Source organism: Neobacillus sp. BP17 (assembly GCF_059579525.1).
Genome location: NZ_CM184198.1, coordinates 2,467,210 through 2,484,572, shown reverse-complemented (window position 1 = coordinate 2,484,572; position 17,363 = coordinate 2,467,210). Strand labels below are relative to the sequence as shown.

At 37.7% G+C, this 17,363-nt stretch carries 16 protein-coding genes and 1 pseudogene; 4 read left to right on the top strand and 13 right to left on the bottom strand.

Annotated elements, in window-relative coordinates:
• Window positions 1-107: 107 nt before the first annotated feature.
• From AC4QJR_RS11965 to AC4QJR_RS11950, 4 genes are read right to left on the bottom strand one after another with little or no spacing between them, the layout of a single operon-like run.
• Complete coding sequence (locus AC4QJR_RS11965; RefSeq protein WP_098575464.1) at window positions 108-332, bottom strand: hypothetical protein; 225 nt, start codon at window positions 330-332, stop codon at window positions 108-110.
• Entirely contained in the window at window positions 332-1,507 is a 1,176-nt protein-coding gene (locus tag AC4QJR_RS11960; RefSeq protein ID WP_496526314.1) for a Ger(x)C family spore germination protein, read from the bottom strand. Before AC4QJR_RS11960 ends, AC4QJR_RS11965 begins: the two co-directional genes overlap by 1 nt.
• Window positions 1,504-2,595, bottom strand: a complete 1,092-nt coding sequence (locus AC4QJR_RS11955; RefSeq protein ID WP_496526313.1) for a GerAB/ArcD/ProY family transporter — start codon at window positions 2,593-2,595, stop codon at window positions 1,504-1,506. The genes AC4QJR_RS11960 and AC4QJR_RS11955 overlap by 4 nt, the downstream gene beginning before the upstream one ends.
• Window positions 2,596-2,619: 24 nt before the next feature.
• Complete coding sequence (locus AC4QJR_RS11950; RefSeq protein WP_496526312.1) at window positions 2,620-4,158, bottom strand: spore germination protein; 1,539 nt, start codon at window positions 4,156-4,158, stop codon at window positions 2,620-2,622.
• Window positions 4,159-4,525: 367 nt separating this feature from the next.
• Between AC4QJR_RS11950 and hcp the strand changes: the two genes are divergently transcribed.
• Window positions 4,526-6,205 (top strand): hydroxylamine reductase, encoded by a 1,680-nt coding sequence (hcp, locus tag AC4QJR_RS11945; protein ID WP_496526311.1) that lies wholly within the window; start codon window positions 4,526-4,528, stop codon window positions 6,203-6,205.
• 70 nt (window positions 6,206-6,275) lie between these two features.
• Here the strand turns inward: hcp and AC4QJR_RS11940 are convergent, their stop codons facing one another.
• The 3 genes and pseudogenes from AC4QJR_RS11940 to AC4QJR_RS11930 all read right to left on the bottom strand — a co-directional run.
• Window positions 6,276-6,740: a hypothetical protein gene (locus tag AC4QJR_RS11940; protein ID WP_098575459.1), complete on the bottom strand. Its 465-nt coding sequence runs from the start codon at window positions 6,738-6,740 to the stop codon at window positions 6,276-6,278.
• Window positions 6,741-6,949: 209 nt separating this feature from the next.
• Window positions 6,950-8,731, bottom strand: coding sequence for a GMC family oxidoreductase (locus AC4QJR_RS11935; protein ID WP_496526310.1), 1,782 nt, complete (start codon window positions 8,729-8,731; stop codon window positions 6,950-6,952).
• Window positions 8,732-9,187: 456 nt separating this feature from the next.
• A pseudogene (locus AC4QJR_RS11930) lies at window positions 9,188-9,376 on the bottom strand (beta-ketoacyl-[acyl-carrier-protein] synthase II); the annotation flags it as partial.
• Between the two features lie 112 nt (window positions 9,377-9,488).
• Here AC4QJR_RS11930 and AC4QJR_RS11925 point away from each other — a divergent pair.
• Entirely contained in the window at window positions 9,489-9,953 is a 465-nt protein-coding gene (locus tag AC4QJR_RS11925; RefSeq protein WP_496526309.1) for a low molecular weight protein-tyrosine-phosphatase, read from the top strand.
• A 71-nt stretch (window positions 9,954-10,024) separates the two neighbouring features.
• On the opposite strand, the gene AC4QJR_RS11920 is transcribed toward AC4QJR_RS11925, so the two are convergent.
• The gene (locus AC4QJR_RS11920) at window positions 10,025-10,561 is read right to left on the bottom strand and encodes a CPBP family glutamic-type intramembrane protease (RefSeq protein WP_496526308.1); all 537 of its coding nucleotides are present in this window, start codon (window positions 10,559-10,561) and stop codon (window positions 10,025-10,027) included.
• 417 nt (window positions 10,562-10,978) lie between these two features.
• The gene (locus tag AC4QJR_RS11915) at window positions 10,979-11,878 is read right to left on the bottom strand and encodes an AraC family transcriptional regulator (protein ID WP_496526307.1); all 900 of its coding nucleotides are present in this window, start codon (window positions 11,876-11,878) and stop codon (window positions 10,979-10,981) included.
• 119 nt (window positions 11,879-11,997) lie between these two features.
• Between AC4QJR_RS11915 and AC4QJR_RS11910 the strand changes: the two genes are divergently transcribed.
• Window positions 11,998-12,942 carry an EamA family transporter gene (locus AC4QJR_RS11910; RefSeq protein ID WP_496526306.1) on the top strand — a complete coding sequence of 315 codons (945 nt, stop codon included), beginning with the start codon at window positions 11,998-12,000 and terminating at the stop codon, window positions 12,940-12,942.
• 57 nt (window positions 12,943-12,999) lie between these two features.
• Here the strand turns inward: AC4QJR_RS11910 and AC4QJR_RS11905 are convergent, their stop codons facing one another.
• The 4 genes from AC4QJR_RS11905 to AC4QJR_RS11890 all read right to left on the bottom strand — a co-directional run bounded on the left by AC4QJR_RS11905 (window position 13,000) and on the right by AC4QJR_RS11890 (window position 16,244).
• Window positions 13,000-13,389 carry a cupredoxin domain-containing protein gene (locus AC4QJR_RS11905; RefSeq protein WP_496526305.1) on the bottom strand — a complete coding sequence of 130 codons (390 nt, stop codon included), beginning with the start codon at window positions 13,387-13,389 and terminating at the stop codon, window positions 13,000-13,002.
• 126 nt (window positions 13,390-13,515) lie between these two features.
• A complete protein-coding gene (locus AC4QJR_RS11900; protein ID WP_496526304.1) occupies window positions 13,516-13,842 on the bottom strand; it encodes a YciI family protein in 327 nt (108 codons plus the stop codon).
• Between the two features lie 140 nt (window positions 13,843-13,982).
• Window positions 13,983-15,197 (bottom strand): MFS transporter, encoded by a 1,215-nt coding sequence (locus AC4QJR_RS11895; RefSeq protein WP_496526303.1) that lies wholly within the window; start codon window positions 15,195-15,197, stop codon window positions 13,983-13,985.
• Between the two features lie 51 nt (window positions 15,198-15,248).
• Window positions 15,249-16,244 (bottom strand): ROK family transcriptional regulator, encoded by a 996-nt coding sequence (locus AC4QJR_RS11890; RefSeq protein ID WP_496526666.1) that lies wholly within the window; start codon window positions 16,242-16,244, stop codon window positions 15,249-15,251.
• Window positions 16,245-16,539: 295 nt separating this feature from the next.
• Between AC4QJR_RS11890 and AC4QJR_RS11885 the strand changes: the two genes are divergently transcribed.
• The gene (locus AC4QJR_RS11885) at window positions 16,540-17,127 is read left to right on the top strand and encodes a helix-turn-helix domain-containing protein (RefSeq protein WP_496526302.1); all 588 of its coding nucleotides are present in this window, start codon (window positions 16,540-16,542) and stop codon (window positions 17,125-17,127) included.
• The last annotated feature ends 236 nt before the right edge of the window (window positions 17,128-17,363 follow it).

Here is a 17,363-nt window from a genome sequence, read left to right as displayed (position 1 = left end):
ATCTAATGTTCACAATACAAAAAATAAGAAAAACCGAGCAAACCTCTTACGGGTTCTGTTTTCTTTCGCAAAATATTTGCCACAGGTAACGGAACCCTTTAGCAGCTTTACTCCATTATTTTACTTAAAGGACCAAAAATGTATTGAAGCAGAGTAAGAGGCCCCGGCACGTTTTCTAGGTTAAAAAAGGCAATCAATTCTGACAATAACAGGATTGCTGAAAATGTTATGATATCTGCCTTCGACGCCTTTTTGAGTCTCTTCCACTCGAATAACACAATGATTACCAAAAGTCCTTGTATGCCTAATACTGTGACCCAACTCCATTGCATTACTCCTTCACCTCGTCTCTAGGTAGGGCTGCGGGCGGGCCAATGTAACCAGGTCTCCTTATTTTTGCATTCACTGTTATATGGACCTCGACCTCTGGGAATTTCTCCTCCCAGTGATCCTGCACTTTTTTCCATTCCTTCGGGTAGTGTTGATGAAATTTCCTCCCAAAATCGATGACATCTGCCTTGAATTCCTTTTGAAGCTTCTCAACGGTTTGGCCTACTCTTTTCTTTAAGGCGGCTTCGAATTCTCCCTGGATTTTCATCAGGACATCTTCATTCAGTAGATTTAGCTGCGTTTCGTTTTGAACAATATCTCCTTCAATCGCGATATTTAGATGCATCATCCAGCGATTTTCTTTGATTTTAGGTCTAAAACTCATCTTTCCTATCGTCGGTGTCATCGTAACTTTACCGTCCTCACCTTTAGGCTTAACGGATATGGTACTCCTTTTCACCTCGTCCTTTAACCAAAGTAAACCACGTGTCTCTTTCATGTTTAACGTTCCAATCATTTTATCTTTCTTATATACAGCCGTTCCCTCAAAAACAGGTATGGTCTGATTCGATTTCCTTGTTTTATCATTTTGGGACAACTTTTTTATATAAGGCATAGACACACTTTCACTCTCACCCATTAACCCCATGTCTACATCTTTTAGTGTTGTAATCATTCCATTTTCAATTTGTGATACTTTTCTCAGGGCCTCCCCTGAATATCTTTCTAAAGGTGGAATTAATGTCAAAATATCTCTCGCTTCCCCTTTACTAACATATAAAAGTGATTTTCCTCTTGGACTTGGATGGCGTGCCAAAAAATCGATTTCTTTACGTATACCGTTTTTAGCAAGCTCGTCTCCAAAAATAAAAAGTTTACATTGACCCCAGAACAGTCTCCTCGGTACATTGAGTTGTAACTTGGAAATGGCATTTGCCAGATTATCGCCTATTCCTTCACGAACAAAAGTGGAAGCTGAGCTTGGATCCTCTCCTGTTTGTCCGCTTGTAATGGTACGTGGGATAAATATCTGGACTGAGATTCTTGTTTTTCCATCTTCTAAACGGTCGATGGCCGCAGCAGTAATAATGGCAAGATCTGGCAATTCTACCTGATCCCAACAGCCAGAAAGAGTGGGAATACAAAAGCACATGATGGAAAGTAGAATCTTCTTCAACTGCTCTCACTCCTTTTCCTACGTACCAAAGCAATGATGAGCAAGAAAAGGGGCAGGATCGTCTGAACCATCACAAAATAAAATGGCTGAATTTTTGTCATGTAGTCTATTAATTCGACAATATTAGGGATGCCCCAATAACTTAATAAAATGATAAGCAGACTTAAGGGAAACACAATCAGTCGGTAATCCGAAAGCCTTAATAATTGCGCAAGTCCCAAACTAGCTACATATAAAAAAACAGTTACTTTAACAAAATTCCCGAGTACCCAGGAAGCCGTAATGATCACTTCAAAGTTTTCAAAAAATCCCATTACACTTATGGCACGGACGATCGAGTATACAGGATAAAATTGATTGACGGATGAAATACCTAATAAAGTGAGTACAAAAAAGTGAATATATAAAAGAAAAAGCATGATGAAAAGAGCGATTTTCATCCCTGACTTTAGACCCGTCTTGGGGCTATTGATATAAGGATAAATGAAGGCTAAAAGAAACAATTCACTGAACCAGGCTGTATGTACAAATCCTCCCTTCATAACCGGGAGGAGCCCATTCTCTAAAATAGGTAGCATAAAAGTAACATCAATATCCTTCAATAATAAAAGGAGCGACACAGATGTACTCATGTATAGTGTCGTGCAAATAACGGCGGACCTGGCAATCACTTCAATCCCGCCCCTCACCGCTAGTGCGCTGACAAACATGATGCTGATGGAAAATACAAGGCTAGGGGTTTCAAACATCACGTTGCCAGAGATGAAATCAGAATATTGTCTGATGATTAGCCCTGTATCATGAATATAAAAGGAAACGAGGAAAACACTAAATAGCTTTCCGACTGCTTTCCCAAGAATTTTTTCACTATATTGTATGGGATTCAACTTTGGAAACAATTGATGAAGCTTCCAGACGATGTATACCGTTATAAATCCGATTAAAGAACCTGCGATCGGCGTCATCCACATGTCATGCCGTGCAAATCTTCCAGCTATAGACGGAATGGAAAGAATACCTGTAGCAATAACGGTTGGAACCATCATTATCTCCATGTGAAGGTTTGATATTTTACCTTTTTCTAGCATGTCAATTTCACCGCCATTTGTACCTTATTCACCGCCGCCATTATTAGGACCAGGCTTTATGTTTGTTCCTTGTCTTACCGCATTAATTTCACCTGTCAGTTGAGGGCGTCTGTTCATTTTCCATAAGGGAGAACGAATGAGAGTATCCTTCAACGGATGTTTTTGTAGTGTAGCGATTGGACTCAAGTAGGGGAGCCCAAAGGACCGTAAAGTTGATAGATGGATCACGAGCAGAATTAACGCAAGCATGACCCCGATTAGCCCGACAAAGCCTGCTAGAATGATAATTGGGAACCTTAGTAATCGGATGGCTAGACCAATCGAATAGCGAGGTACCATAAAGGAGGCAATCCCTGTAATACTCACCACAATAATCATGGGTGCAGAAACAATCCCCGCCTGAACAGCTGCCTCTCCAATGACAAGTGCCCCTACGATACTGACAGCTGAACCGACTTGTCTAGGAAGACGTACTCCAGCCTCCCTTATGGCTTCAAAGGTAATTTCCATCATAATCGCTTCAACAATGCCCGGAAAGGGGATGCCTTCTCTAGCCGATGCTATACTTAGCAACAAGGCAGACGGGATCATTTCCTGATGAAACGTGACTATGGAAACATAGATGGAAGGGAGAAATAGGGCGATTACTAAAAAAAGAAACCTGAGAGATCGGATAATGGCCCCTATCCAAAAACGTTCGTAATAGTCTTCTGGGGATTGAAATAAACTAAAAAAACTCACTGGTGCCACCAAGGAAAAGGGGGTCCCTTCAATAAGCAAAACGGCTCTGCCCTCTAGTAAATTACCGCAAACCACATCAGGGCGCTCGGTATACAAAACTTGCGGAAAGGGAGAATAGGGATTATCCTCAATGAATTGTTCGATATACCCACTTTCCAACACTCCATCAATATTTATTCGATTCAGACGGTTTTCTATTTCCTCAATTAGAGCTTTATCTACTATTCCCTCTATAAAAGAAATTACCACCTTTGTCTTTGTATATTTTCCTATATAGACGGTCTTCATTTTCAAAGCAGGGTCTTTTATAATTCGACGCAATAATGATGTATTTACACCAAGAGATTCAGTGAAACCTTCTCTTGGTCCTCGAATGGATGTTTCCGCCTGTGGCTCTTCAATGGTGCGTTTTTCAAATTTCACTAAACCTAAGGAGAAAGCCTCTTCAAATCCATCAAACAACAAAACTGGGTTTCCAGTGGAAATGGCATCGATACAGGCGGAAATCGTCGTGACCCGGTTGATGTTTGAAATGGGTAATCTATTTTTTATAGAAAGCAGGAAGTCTGTTTCATCAAATTCACTTGTATCTAACAGTGTCTCAAGCACTTGTTGTTCTAACTGTTGAGTATCGCTTAATCCCTCTATATAGATAATAGCAGCGTCTTTCTTATCAACAATAAAGGTTCGGAAAATGACATCTGAACTTTCCTTGTACAGAGAGGAGAAGTATTGTATATTGCTTTCAAGTGTTTTCGATAAAGGGCTGTCCTGTGATAAAGTCTGATGTGGAGCTTTATGATCTTTCACTTCTTTCTTCATGAAAGGACTCCTTCTAACACGAATCACCTCATTTTCCTCCTTTTTCTTCACATATTATTAATTTCCTTATATTTTTGAAAAGTATTCAGAATGGAAGGATATTAAATCTTTTCTAATCGGATATTGTTTTTTAGATTTCCGCCCCCCATCCATTTGTCCTTTTTGTCACGAAGTGTTCAAATCTTTTTGACTTGTTTATGAACAGATTCCTTAAGAACTCCAAATTTAAAATCAATGAATTTATAATGACAATGTAAATAAGTTGATTACATTTATAATTGCTATTAAACCTTATTCAATCTTTCCCACTAACTAAGAACCTAGAAAAATTAAAAAATTAGCAATCATTCACAGGAGGAAATTATAAATGAGTATGTTTTGTTTTCAATGTCAAGAAACTGCAAAAGGAACAGGTTGTACAGTTGTTGGAGTATGTGGAAAAAAAGATGATTTAGCCAATATGCAAGATTTATTGATTTATACAATGAAGGGATTAGCGATTGTGAATACAATGGCACGTGGAATCGGGATTAATCAAAAGAAAACCGATGAATATATTGTAAATGGTCTTTTTATGACGATTACCAATGCCAATTGGGATAAAAATGAGTTTTTTCATACAGTAAGAAAAGGTTTAAACCTCCGGGAAGAAATTAAAGCGGCCATTACCAATGCTGGGTACACGTTAGACAATAATAGCGATTATGTTACATGGGATGCTGAAACCAATCATCAACTAGAAATGAAATCTGCTTCGCAGGAAGTTAGTATTTTAGCCACAAAGGATGAAGATATTCGTTCATTAAGAGAGTTAGTAACATACGGTTTGAAAGGAATGGCTGCCTATTTAGAGCATGCGGCAAACCTTTACTATGAAAATGATGAGCTAAATGCGTTTATGCAAAAAGCACTAGCCATGATTACAGATGATTCTGTAAGTATGGAACAATTGATTGAACTTTCAATGGAATGTGGAAAGTATGGCGTTCATGCCATGGAGCTTTTAGATACCGCCAATACATCCACATATGGTCATCCGGAAATGACGAAAGTAAACATTGGGGTACGTCAAAATCCGGGAATTTTAGTGAGTGGCCATGACCTGAAAGATATGGAACAGTTATTAAAACAAACGGAAGGCACGGGAGTAGATGTGTATACACATAGCGAAATGCTGCCGGCACACTATTATCCAGCCTTCAAAAAATATGACCACTTTGTCGGTAACTATGGAAATGCATGGTGGGAACAAACTCGTGAATTCGAAAGCTTTAACGGTCCGATTTTAATGACAACCAACTGTATTGTTCCGCCAAAGGAATCTTATAAAGGAAGAATGTATACCACTGGGGCAACGGCAGTTGAAGGTGTAACCTATATTCCTAAAAATGAAGATGGAACAAAAGATTTCTCTGTTATCATTGAGCATGCAAAGAATTGCCAGCCGCCAGTAGAAATTGAAACAGGTGAAATTGTTGGAGGATTTGCCCATAATCAAGTGGCTCAAGTAGAGGATCAAGTGGTAGAAGCGGTGAAAAATGGTGATATTAAACGATTCTTTGTCATGGCTGGCTGTGATGGCCGCCATAAGAGCAGAACGTATTATAAAGAGTTTGCCGAAGAGCTTCCACAAGATACGATTATTTTAACAGCAGGTTGTGCAAAATATCGATATAATAAGCTGGATTTAGGTGATATCAACGGAATTCCAAGGGTACTGGATGCAGGGCAATGTAACGATTCCTACTCTTTAGTTATGACGGCATTGAAGCTGAAAGAGGCATTCGGATTAGAAAGTGTAAATGAATTACCGTTATCTTACAATATCGCATGGTATGAGCAAAAAGCGGTGATCGTATTCTTATCTTTACTATACTTGGGTGTGAAAAATATTCACGTTGGCCCAACATTACCAGCTTTCTTATCACCAAACGTAACGAACTTCTTTATTGAGAATTTTGGTGTAGGCGGCATTTCCAATACGAAAGCCGACTTGGAAATGTTCATGAACAGCACCATTGAAATGCAAGAAGGAACATTAGTTTAATCATAAACGAAGGTCCCGACTGTTATAAAGGAGTAAAGAAAGGGAAAGTATCAATGGCTTTCCCTTTTAACTATTTTACTTCTAAGGAGAAGGCATAAAAAGCATCGCCATGAGATAAATTCTCTTCCTTTTCATCCATCCACCATACTCCATAAGAGTAATAATAAAGCCCTTTTTGTATAGGTGCAGAAAAATGATTATCCTTAACAACAATTTCAGTTTCTTGGTTATTGCTTATCTGCAAAACATGGAATTTATTTGGTTTTGGTTCATAATCCATCACGAAAGTTATTTTCTCTCCAGGTTTTACTTCTATTGGCTTTTTACTTTTTAATAGTTCAATTGTTCCAACAGAATCGACGCATTCACCTTTTCCATTCTCTTGCCAACAATAAGTACCAAGCACAGTTTCAAATCTTTTATTATTGATTTCTATAAAGGCTTTAGGCGGCTTTCCTCCTGCCGATCCATTATTTGAACAACCTATTATGGCAAGTCCAAAAAGAGCTATGAATATTAAAAACCATCTCTTCATACACATTCCCCCTTTTACTGTATATGACGGACTAGTTTGTATTAAGTTACGAGACAGTTTTGACGTTTATTTTGGATTTAAAAAAAAGGTGCATTAGAAATACACAAATTCATTCCAGGTTGTCCTTAAAAGTGTAAGAAATAATAAAACAGACTACACACTTGGTGCGGTCTGTTTACTTTATCATTTTTGGTTACCAATATGAACTTTTATCCATGATCGTTTGAACTCTCATTATGAACGTCTGACTCTTCCTCGACAAAATCCTCGAATACACTGTAATCCACAACAATAGGGTGTGGATCGTTTTTAATAAACCTTACAGCATTCAATCCGATCATTTGTGCTGCCATGGAAGTATTTCCGTCTGGTAAGATAGGCGCAATAGAAAGATCCGCGACCTTCAAGTTTTTGGTTCCAAAGACATCTAGAAAAGCATTGACAACCCCATTTCCAATGCTTGTCCCCATTTTACATTGTCCTCCGAAATGGGTGAAGATGGAATACGAGGCTCTAACATACGCTTTTAATATAGCCCGCTTTTCCTTCTCATCATCCATTTTAAATATTCTTTCATCAGGATAGACTACCTTATAGATACCATCCTTATCAAGCTTGCGAGCCTTAACAATCATTTTATAAGTCTCAATATATCGATCGACCATGAAATTTAAGTCAGCTTCATTTGACAGCGGGTTTAAATCAATTGATGGATATGCCTCTGGATCGCTATGGGCGACCAGAATGGTGCCCCGTGTTCTTGGATTTACATCTACAATTCCAATACTCATGACATTACTTTTATTTTTTTCGTTAAATCCCCATCCATTTATTTCCACTACCTGACTAGGTATAAAAAGTGGATTATACACACCTAATAATTGAAGGCGCCTTCCTCCTTCTGGGTTATCCACCTTTTTAAATGCCTTAAGTGTCAGAGGTTGATTAGGGTCAGCATCCCTAACCTGAAGAAGTCTGCTTGTTTCCACTCTAACCCCCATACCAACATAAAAATGCGTTTGGAAGTTGTGGCCTACTTGAGGGCTTTCCACCAAAGGAATAATTCCGGCATTAACTAAATCGTCAATTTTCCCAATCCCTGATCGTTGAAGGATGACGGAGGAAAATTGTCCGGCAGAGACGATAATGCCTTTCCGCGCGAACATGGTTTGCGACTCCCCGTCCTTAACAAATTCAACACCAACCGCGACTTGAATCCCATTTTCCTGTTGAAATAGTATTTTGTTTACAGTCGTTTTAGCAAAAATGATTAATTTTCTGCCGCCAACTCCAAATTCGTCAGCTTGGAATTCATTTCCTTGCGTTACAACACTGACGTTTAAATATCCAGTGGCCGTAGAAGAACGAACCAGATTGTTACCTTCCATTTTTTGAGTAAATTGACCTTTTAGTGAGGTGACATCTCTTATCCCTGTATTATAATCCTCCTTAATCGGGATATCAAAAACCTTTGAGGTGGCTTGTGTTAAGGTTTGAATAACTCCTTTTTTGGGAATATTTTGTTGTCCTACAAAAATAGGACCATGTTCCCCGCGTTCATGTTCGCATTGCGTTTTTCCTGTGTACGTTTCGTTTTCTATAAATAATGAGCGAACACTACTGTAACTCCAGGCAGGATTTTCAACTATTTCTGCCCAGGTATCATATAGATCGCTGCTTCCACGTACAGCGAACATAGCATTATGTTCAGAACTCCCGCCAATAGCTCGTCCACTTGAAGTGATCAGCTGACGTGAGATAATTTGCTGAATTTTAGTTGCGACATTGAAAGAAAATTTGTTATCTGTGGAATTTCCAAGCGCAACAAATAGATTAGGGTTGCTAAACTGATTCGTCATGTTAGTTCCTGCTTCCAGCACTAGAACACTAGTATTAGGGTCATCTGATAGTTTTTTTGCGACAATTCCTCCTGCCGTTCCTGCTCCTATAACAATATAATCAAAAACATTTCCATTTGTTTTATTTGTCAAAAAATCATCTCCTTTCTCCTAGTAAGTTATGTTGACTAACTAGTTAAAGAAATAATTTTTCTACCTATTTTTCACAAAATGTGCTATTAACTTATTTAATAATTTTCTTTAAAAATGATACTACTCTTCAACAAACCTTCTTCTTTGAATAAGAAAAATCACTCTAGAAACTCATCACTTAGACTAGGGACTGAGCTCATTCGAATGCCTTTTTTGCTTTTTTGACTCGTAAGAGGAGAGTTTAGAACAATCCTATTACTTAAGTTGTTAAATTTACAACTAGTCCAACATAAAGTCTTTATTTTTTAAAAGGTGGGCTCTGTTAAATTATAGTGTTGATATTTAAATATCTAATTCAAGGACAACAAATACGGTCCTTGATTTTATTCTTATTGAGGAGAAGTACCTCGATAGTAGGTATATTTCGTCACTCTCTCTATTAAAACTATTTCACAATTAATACTTTTTCAAAGCAATGACTGCATTATGCCCGCCAAACCCAAATGAATTGGAGATCCCTATTTTGAGATTTGTTTGTCTGGCTACGTTAGGTACATAATCTAAATCACATAATGGATCGGGGTGTTCTAAGTTAATCGTAGGCGGAATGATGCCCTCTTGAAGACTTTTTGCTAATGCAATAGCAGGATGCAGGGAAACAGTTTCTAAAAATAGCACTAGCGCCGTTCCATTTTTCTGTTTGGTACATACTTTGTGATTACGAGTGAAAAGAAGGCAATTAAAGGGGTTAAGTTTCATGATCAACGTTTTATTTGTATGCTTGGGGAATATTTGCCGTTCACCGATGGCTGAAGCTTTGTTTCGCAACTTAGTCAAAAAAGCAAATTTGACAAACAAAATCGCAGTTGATTCCGCTGCAACCAGTTCATGGCAAATCGGCTTCCCACCGCACGAAGGAACTCTTGATATTCTGAAGAAATACAATATCTCTTCAAATGGGCTTGTTGGACGACGACTAAAGAAAGAAGACTTTTGGAAATTCGACTATATTATCGGTATGGACGAAAGCAACATAAAAAATATTTACAGGATAACCGGGAAGCCTAAACATCCAAAGATCATTAGGCTGCTGGACCTGACCAAATATAGGAAAGATGTCCCCGATCCATTTTATACAGGTGATTTTGATGAAACCTATCGTCTTGTTTCAGCTGGCTGCCTGGTATTACTCAAGAAAATACGGAGCGAACAAAACTTATAACAACAAGGCATCCACTTTTTTATGTAAATAAAGAAAAATTGAATTGCATTTCTACTTCAACTAACCTCTTTTCATCTCCCATTAAGAAATGAGATAAATATAGCATTAACTATCCCTGATAATGTATTAGCAGTTCCATGACAAATCCAACTTGCTAAAAACCCGTACTTTAAATAGACAAAGCTAAATAGTATACCAGGTAAAAAATAGAGCGGAAATGAATAAAGGTCAGGTCCATGAACGAAAGCAAAGAAACATGAAACTAGTATCACCCAGCCACTTATTAATTTTTTATCTTTCCTTTCAAATACTCGGTAGTAAACCTTATTCGCTGCATTTACTAAGAATATAAAAGGTTTAGAAATAATTTTATTCACGTTTTTCTTTGTTTCGAGAGGCTTTTTTATAAACGTGTGATGGAGGGCTAGGTACGGCAAATAAACAATAAGAAGGAAGCGGAATAGAAATTCTTCACTAAAAGGTCCTATGATCCCTAACAATAAAATCTCGCCAGCAGTAGTAAGTTCTTGATGCCCTAAATATTGAGCATTACCAACCGATAATGGCTCTTTAGCAAAAAATGCTGGAAAATAGAAATAGGAATACAACAAAAAAAGCACCAATATTGCTAATAGAACGGGTAACAATACCACTCTATCAAAAGCCTTGACTCTAATGAATTGTATATAGAAGTGCTTCCTTAGGTCCGGAGAAACAATCCAGAAGTAAATTAACATAATTGAAGGTCCAAGAAAAATGTCTATATCGTTATCAGAAATACCTAAATTAAACCTATCGTTCAAAAACATAATTGTTAGCATTAGTAATATAGAGGCTAGAAAAAATAAAGATACATTCTTTAATATTCGCATGAATTTTTCACACCCTATGCCTTTTATACATAGTTATGTAGACAAGCTATTCCGTATAACATTTAATTGCAAACTTCTTTACCACACAAAAAGAAAGCCACCAAGAATTTTGGCAGCTGGTTCTTCAACTTTTACACCGTTACTTTAAATGTATTAGTTCACAAGAAAACTGGTATTTTTATGTTTTTTATAGGCCAATGGGGTCATGTTCACCGACTTTCGGAATTTATCAATGAAATAGCTTGTGCTGTTAAATCCTACTTGATAGGCAACATCTGTGACATTGGCTTCTGGTTGTTGTAGTAATACTAAACTTTTTTGAATTCGAAAATCGGTTACATAGTTCAAAGGGGATGTCTTTAAAATTCGTTTGAAGTATCGACAACATTCAGAGCGGCTTAATTGACCTGCTCGTGCAATATCTTCTAAAAGGATTTTTTCAGCATAATGGAGGTGAATCCAATGTAACATTTGCTTCATTCGGTGATTCTTCACCATTTCCGGCTGTTCATACTCTAATTGAATCCCATTCATTATGAGGTTTTTCCACATTAACGTGAGATGGTGGCTGATGTCAATTTCATAATATGGTGGAGATTCTTTTATCAACTGGTTGATTTTCATTAAAGAACTCAAAATATTATTCGCCCAAAGTTCCTTAGGAATCAAAGGTAAATATGGAATGTTAGTCGCCTGTATATATGGGGATACAAAGGTTGAATAAAGCTCTTGTGATAAAACGAACCTTGGAGAAACATTTAAACAAATATAGGTGCAGGCCGAATCATTCAGATCTTTGGCCATGTGCAGACAGCCACTATTTATAAAGAGCCCCTCTCCTTCTTGAACAATCAGATTTTCCTCATTTATTTGAAAAATAGCTTCTCCTTTTACAACGAGAACAAACTGAATTTCATCATGCCAGTGAAGCGGTATATATCCATTAATATTTTGGTTAATCGTGGTTTCGTAACATGCAATAGGTAAGACAGTTGTTCGATGTTCCGTTAATTCTTTTAAGCTTTGGTCGACCAGAAAGTCTTGCATTTGCATTTGCCCACCTCAATATATTTATATTTTTTTATTCAATTAGGGTATTATTTCAGAGATTTTCCCTTTATGATTGAAAATATTATAACACTATTTTTATATTTTAAGGTGGAGTATCTATCATGAATAGACAAAAGGGAATACTTCTTGTTATCACAGGAGCAGTATTTTGGGGAATTGGTGGCACCGTAGCAAAAAAGCTTTTTCATCAATATCAAATCGATGTAGATTGGCTGGTAACCACCCGCTTGCTTATAGCAGGGTTATTACTCTTAACCGTTCAATTTTTCGGAAAAGACCGGTCCCAGATATTTGGTGTTTGGAAAACTCGAAAGACTGCGATTCAATTAATTATCTTCGGATTAGTCGGAATGCTTGCGGTACAATATACCTACATGGCTTCCATTAAACATGGAAATGCGGCTGTTGCAACACTACTACAGTATTTAGCACCTGTTATGATTATCGTTTACCTAATTTTCCGTAAACAAACGGTTATAACACTAAGAGATTTGATTACTGTTATTCTCGCATTAGTTGGTTGTTTTTTCTTATTAACAAATGGCTCCATCTCTCAATTATCTGTGTCTACACCTGCCATCGTTTGGGGTGTTTTATCTGGAATCGCTCTAGCTTTTTATACGCTATACGCCGTTCCACTCCTTGCGCAATACGATTCCCTTGTCATTGTCGGATGGGCAATGATGATCGGTGGTTTTGCCTTAAGTTTTATCCAACCGCCTTGGCAAATGGACTTTACAAGCTTACCGCTCGAAGCTTATTTTTATTTAGTCTTCGTGATCATCTTTGGTACGATGATTGCCTTCTGGTTTTATATAGAAAGTTTACAAAGTCTGGCACCTAAAGAATCCAGTCTTCTTGGCAGTATTGAGCCGCTTGCTGCCGTTATAACAACAGTCTTTTGGTTAAAAGAACCCTTTGGTCCTTTCCAATGGGTTGGGACAGCTTGTATCATTGGATTGATATTATTGTTGGCGATGAAAAAAGAGTCTTCATCAACGCGTAAGCAACTTTCTAAACAGCAAAAGCCCCTCAAAATCAGCTAGATTGGCTGATTTTGAGAGGCTTTATTTTTACTAGAATAATCATTTGGCCTTGCTTTGTTATTTCACGATTACTGTTCCAACCATTCCTGACTGGAAATGGTACCGGCAAATCAGGTCATATGTACCTGGATTTTTCGGTGTCACTGTAATGGTTGCTTCAGTTCCCGGCTGGACTTCGGTGTTAATTCCGAGCTTTTCCACGGTGAAGGTGTGCTTTTTCTTCCCTTGGTTTTTCAATATTAACGTTGTCGTTTGTCCACTTTGCAAAGTGATGGCTTTCGGATTAAAGTAATCATCGTGAAGTTGAACCTCTATCGCATTCACTGTCTGTTCAGGCTGTGCTGCGACGCTGGATTTAGCGAATACCGAGAGTGAACCTGGAGCTGCCATCACCACCATCATCGCAAGTACAACCACCCATCCAGTTAACCACTTTTTCAAATACATAACCAAGCCCTCCTTTCTTAAGCACTATTGTTTTCCAATTCATACAATTTTATCAAATTAAATTGGGGTCCAACGTACTTCAACTTAGTACAAAAAAAGAGGATTACGCATGAAAAAGAGAAAATATTATTTCTTTACTATTGCTTTCATAGGATAAAATTCCGTTGTCATTATACCTGCAACAACGGCTGGATCTTCTGAGACAAGATTTGGAACTTGTTCCTCATTCTCGACTTCAATAATTGCTAGTCCGTGTGGGGCTGAAGGATTAAGAACTGGTCCGAATACCAAGGCAATCCCTTGATTCTGTTTGTCCATCCAATAGGAAATATGTTGTTGCATAATACTCCGCTCTTCTTCCGTCATATCCTGATGAAACGTTATTCTCGGCGGAGTGGATTTTAACATAAAATGTATTTTTTCTATAGGATTGCTAGAGCTGTTAGGCGACATTAACAATCTCCTCCATCAACATAAAATTGTTTTTCCCTGTTAACTAGACTTTCGATGTCAATTATTCCATAAAGCCCTTACGAATACAATGAACGACTTTTAGTGTTAGAACCTCTTAAAATTACATGACTGAGGAGTTGTTATTTTTTTACACTTATTAATTCTTTCCTTTTCATGATGGCATTTAATTTCTCTGATCCTAAGAGCATGATTGCAATGAAACCTGCAATGACAAATGGAAAGATTCCTATTGTTATGTGTGCTGCAAGGAGACCAAGCAAAGGCGGCAGGAACGTACTACCTGTATAAGCAACAGCCATTTGATACCCCATGATGGTCTGCGATTGTTCCTGCCCAAATCGTGTTGGCGTTTCATGCAACATACATGGAAAAATCGGTGCCAATCCTACTCCAACCATCATAAATCCAACAAGAGAGAACGTGGACGGCAATGGCAGGAATAGGAAGGCGGCACCAGCCAATGCGATTATTTGCCCCGCCCGAATGAGCGTCCGACTCCTTATTTTTAGGGTAATAAAGCCTGTTATTAATCTACCAAAGGTTATTCCACCATAATAGATGGACACCCATTTTGCCGCGGTATCTACCGATAACTCTTTCACATGGATCAAAAAGCTGCTTCCCCATAGTCCCATCGTTGCCTCTGCGCCACAATAAAACAAGAAAGAGATTAAAGCTAGCTTAACTCCCCTAATTTGCAATGGTTTTTGATTTTTACGATCTGCTCCACTAAATCTTTGGTCCATATTCTCTTGTTCATTTACTGAGCTCACCGTGCTGTTTCCTCCAACCTTGTTCCATAAAGGCAACGTGAAGAAAAGAATGACAACTAATACTAACTGTAGACCAGCGATGGCAAGATACCCGCTTCTCCAAGAATGCTGCCCTGAAATAAACTGAGCCATAATGACGGGACCAAGTGTAGCTCCCACTCCCCAAAAACAATGCAGCCAACTCATGTGATGTGCTTTGTAATGTGAAGCAACGTAATTGTTTAATCCTGAATCCACTGCACCTGCCCCTAAGCCCAGTGGGATGGCACAAATGAATAACCAAAAAAGCGAAGGTGCAAAATGAAAGCCGAGCAGTGCTCCAGCTGTCATTAAACAACTAAAAAATGTGACAATCCCTGTCCCGAAGCGTTTCAATACAGCTCCGCTAGCAAAACTTGAAATAATCGTTCCTCCTGCAATCGTCATAAAAAGCAATCCAGCCGTCTCAAGCGGTGCTCCAAACTCCGATTGCATCATTGGCCATGACACGCCCAACAATGAATCAGGTAGCCCTAAGCTAATAAATGCCAAGTAAATAATTAATAAAAAGAATGTTGCCATACTAGTCCCCCCTTTACATTTTTTCATATGGTATTGATTTTTCTTAACTGCTTATCCGGTAATCATGAGATCAAGCCCCAGACTTTGTAATCCCAATAAATAGTCTTGTTGCCAATCACTCAAGATAAGTTCTGGAAGATGTTCAGATGGGATATACTTTGAACTTTGATCAACAATTTGCTCTAAGGTATTTGCGTTGACTTCATCATCACAGAAAATAAATGTATAAGGATTAATGATAGCTACAAATGAAGCTACTAACCTACTAATGGCGTCAATCTCATAGTCTTCACCTATAAACGCTTTCTTCGTCCTGGTTTCATTTTGCAAAGCCTGGCCAAAATTTTTGTCATCGTACTGTGGAACGAATGAAACCTCTCCTGAAAAATTAGTACTTCCTCGTACCACGACTCCATTTACCATAATTCCAGCACCTGGACCATTATGACCTGAATAGATATAAACAAGAGATTTATCTTTCTTAATCCCCTTACTTTTGTGATATCCAAGCACGGCTGCATTCATATCGTTCTCAATGACAACAGGTATGAAGAAACGATTTTCTAGGTATCCCTTTAAGTCAATGTTCTGAAGATGTTCATACCCTGGTATATAAAAAATCCGTCCCTTATCAACGGAACCTGGTACACCGATGGCTATAGATCTTATCTTCGGATAGCTCCTTAGTATCTCGTCAACACATACAGTTAATAAACTTAAATCTCCAGCAGCTAAGAGACTTGAGGTTTTTCCAACATCCTTCACTTCACCTAAACAGTTAAAGACAATATAATTTGTCTCTGTTCTTTCTAAATAGATAGCCAACCCTAACATATATTCCGGATTATATGTATATCTTTTTGCCCTTCTTCCCCCACTCGAATTATCAAGACCAACTGAAATAAGTTCCCCATCCTTTTCCATTTGGGTTAAGAATTTGCTGATCGTAGGGAAACTAATCCCTAATTTTTCGCTAAGTTCAACTTTTGTTGCATTTCCAAGTTCTAGAAGAGATTTCCGAATACCGCGGAGGATTTCTTTCCCCATCGATTTTGGAGTCGTATTCACAAGAGTCACCACCTCTTAAAATAATCTTATTAAAGAACTTTAATAAGTATTGAACAAAAAACTTATTAAAGTTCTTTAATAAGTTATGTTGATAATATATCATATAAAATTTCCGAAAACAATGGAGTTTATTTAATGTTGGAAACTAGCCTTCCTTCTTTGCAAGTATAGGAAAAAACAAGGAAAAGATACCTATATTAAGTGTAACTCTACGGAACGTTTGTTGTTGACAAACGAATAAACCTCTAAGATGAAAATAGAGCAGGAGGAGACAATGATGGATAATAGTAAAGTTGGAGAGTTAATTTATCATTTGCGAAAGGAAAAAGGACTAACACAGAAACAATTAGCTGATCAAATGAACATTTCTGATCGAACGATTTCAAAATGGGAGCGTGGGTATGGCTGCCCAGATGTAACGCTATTACCAAGCTTATCTACCCTATTGGGAGTAAATATAGAAAATATTTTAGATGGTGAATTATCGTCGAATCAATTTGTAGGGGGAAATATGAAAAAGTCGAATTATTTTGTTTGTCCGTCATGTAATAATATTGTGTTAGCAACTGGAGATATCAGCATATCTTGCTGTGGGAGAAAGATAGAACGATTAGAAGCGAAGAAAGCAACAGTCGAAGAAAAACTATTAATTACAGAAGTTGATCATGAATGGTTTATTTCAAGCGACCATCCTATGACAAAAAATCATTATATATCATTTATTGCTGTTGCTACGGGTGATCAAGTTCAGATTATTAAACAGTATCCTGAATGGAGTTTCCAAACACGTATCCCAAAACGTAAACATGGCAAACTGTTATGGTATGATACCAAATTTGGTTTATTTTATCAGCTTTTATAAACAGGTTATGACTTAAATATTCATACTCGATTATTACAGTTCATTCGTATACAATTTTAGTCAATGTCGAACAAATATTTTAATAAACTCAATGTTTGTCCATGACCTTTTGAAACAAGCTATCATAATATAAAGTAATCCTTTAACTATAACATTTACAATACCTCTTACCTAGAAAGCGTCTAATTGACGCTTTTTTCTTTTCTGACGCAATTTAAGTGAAAGAACTTGCAATT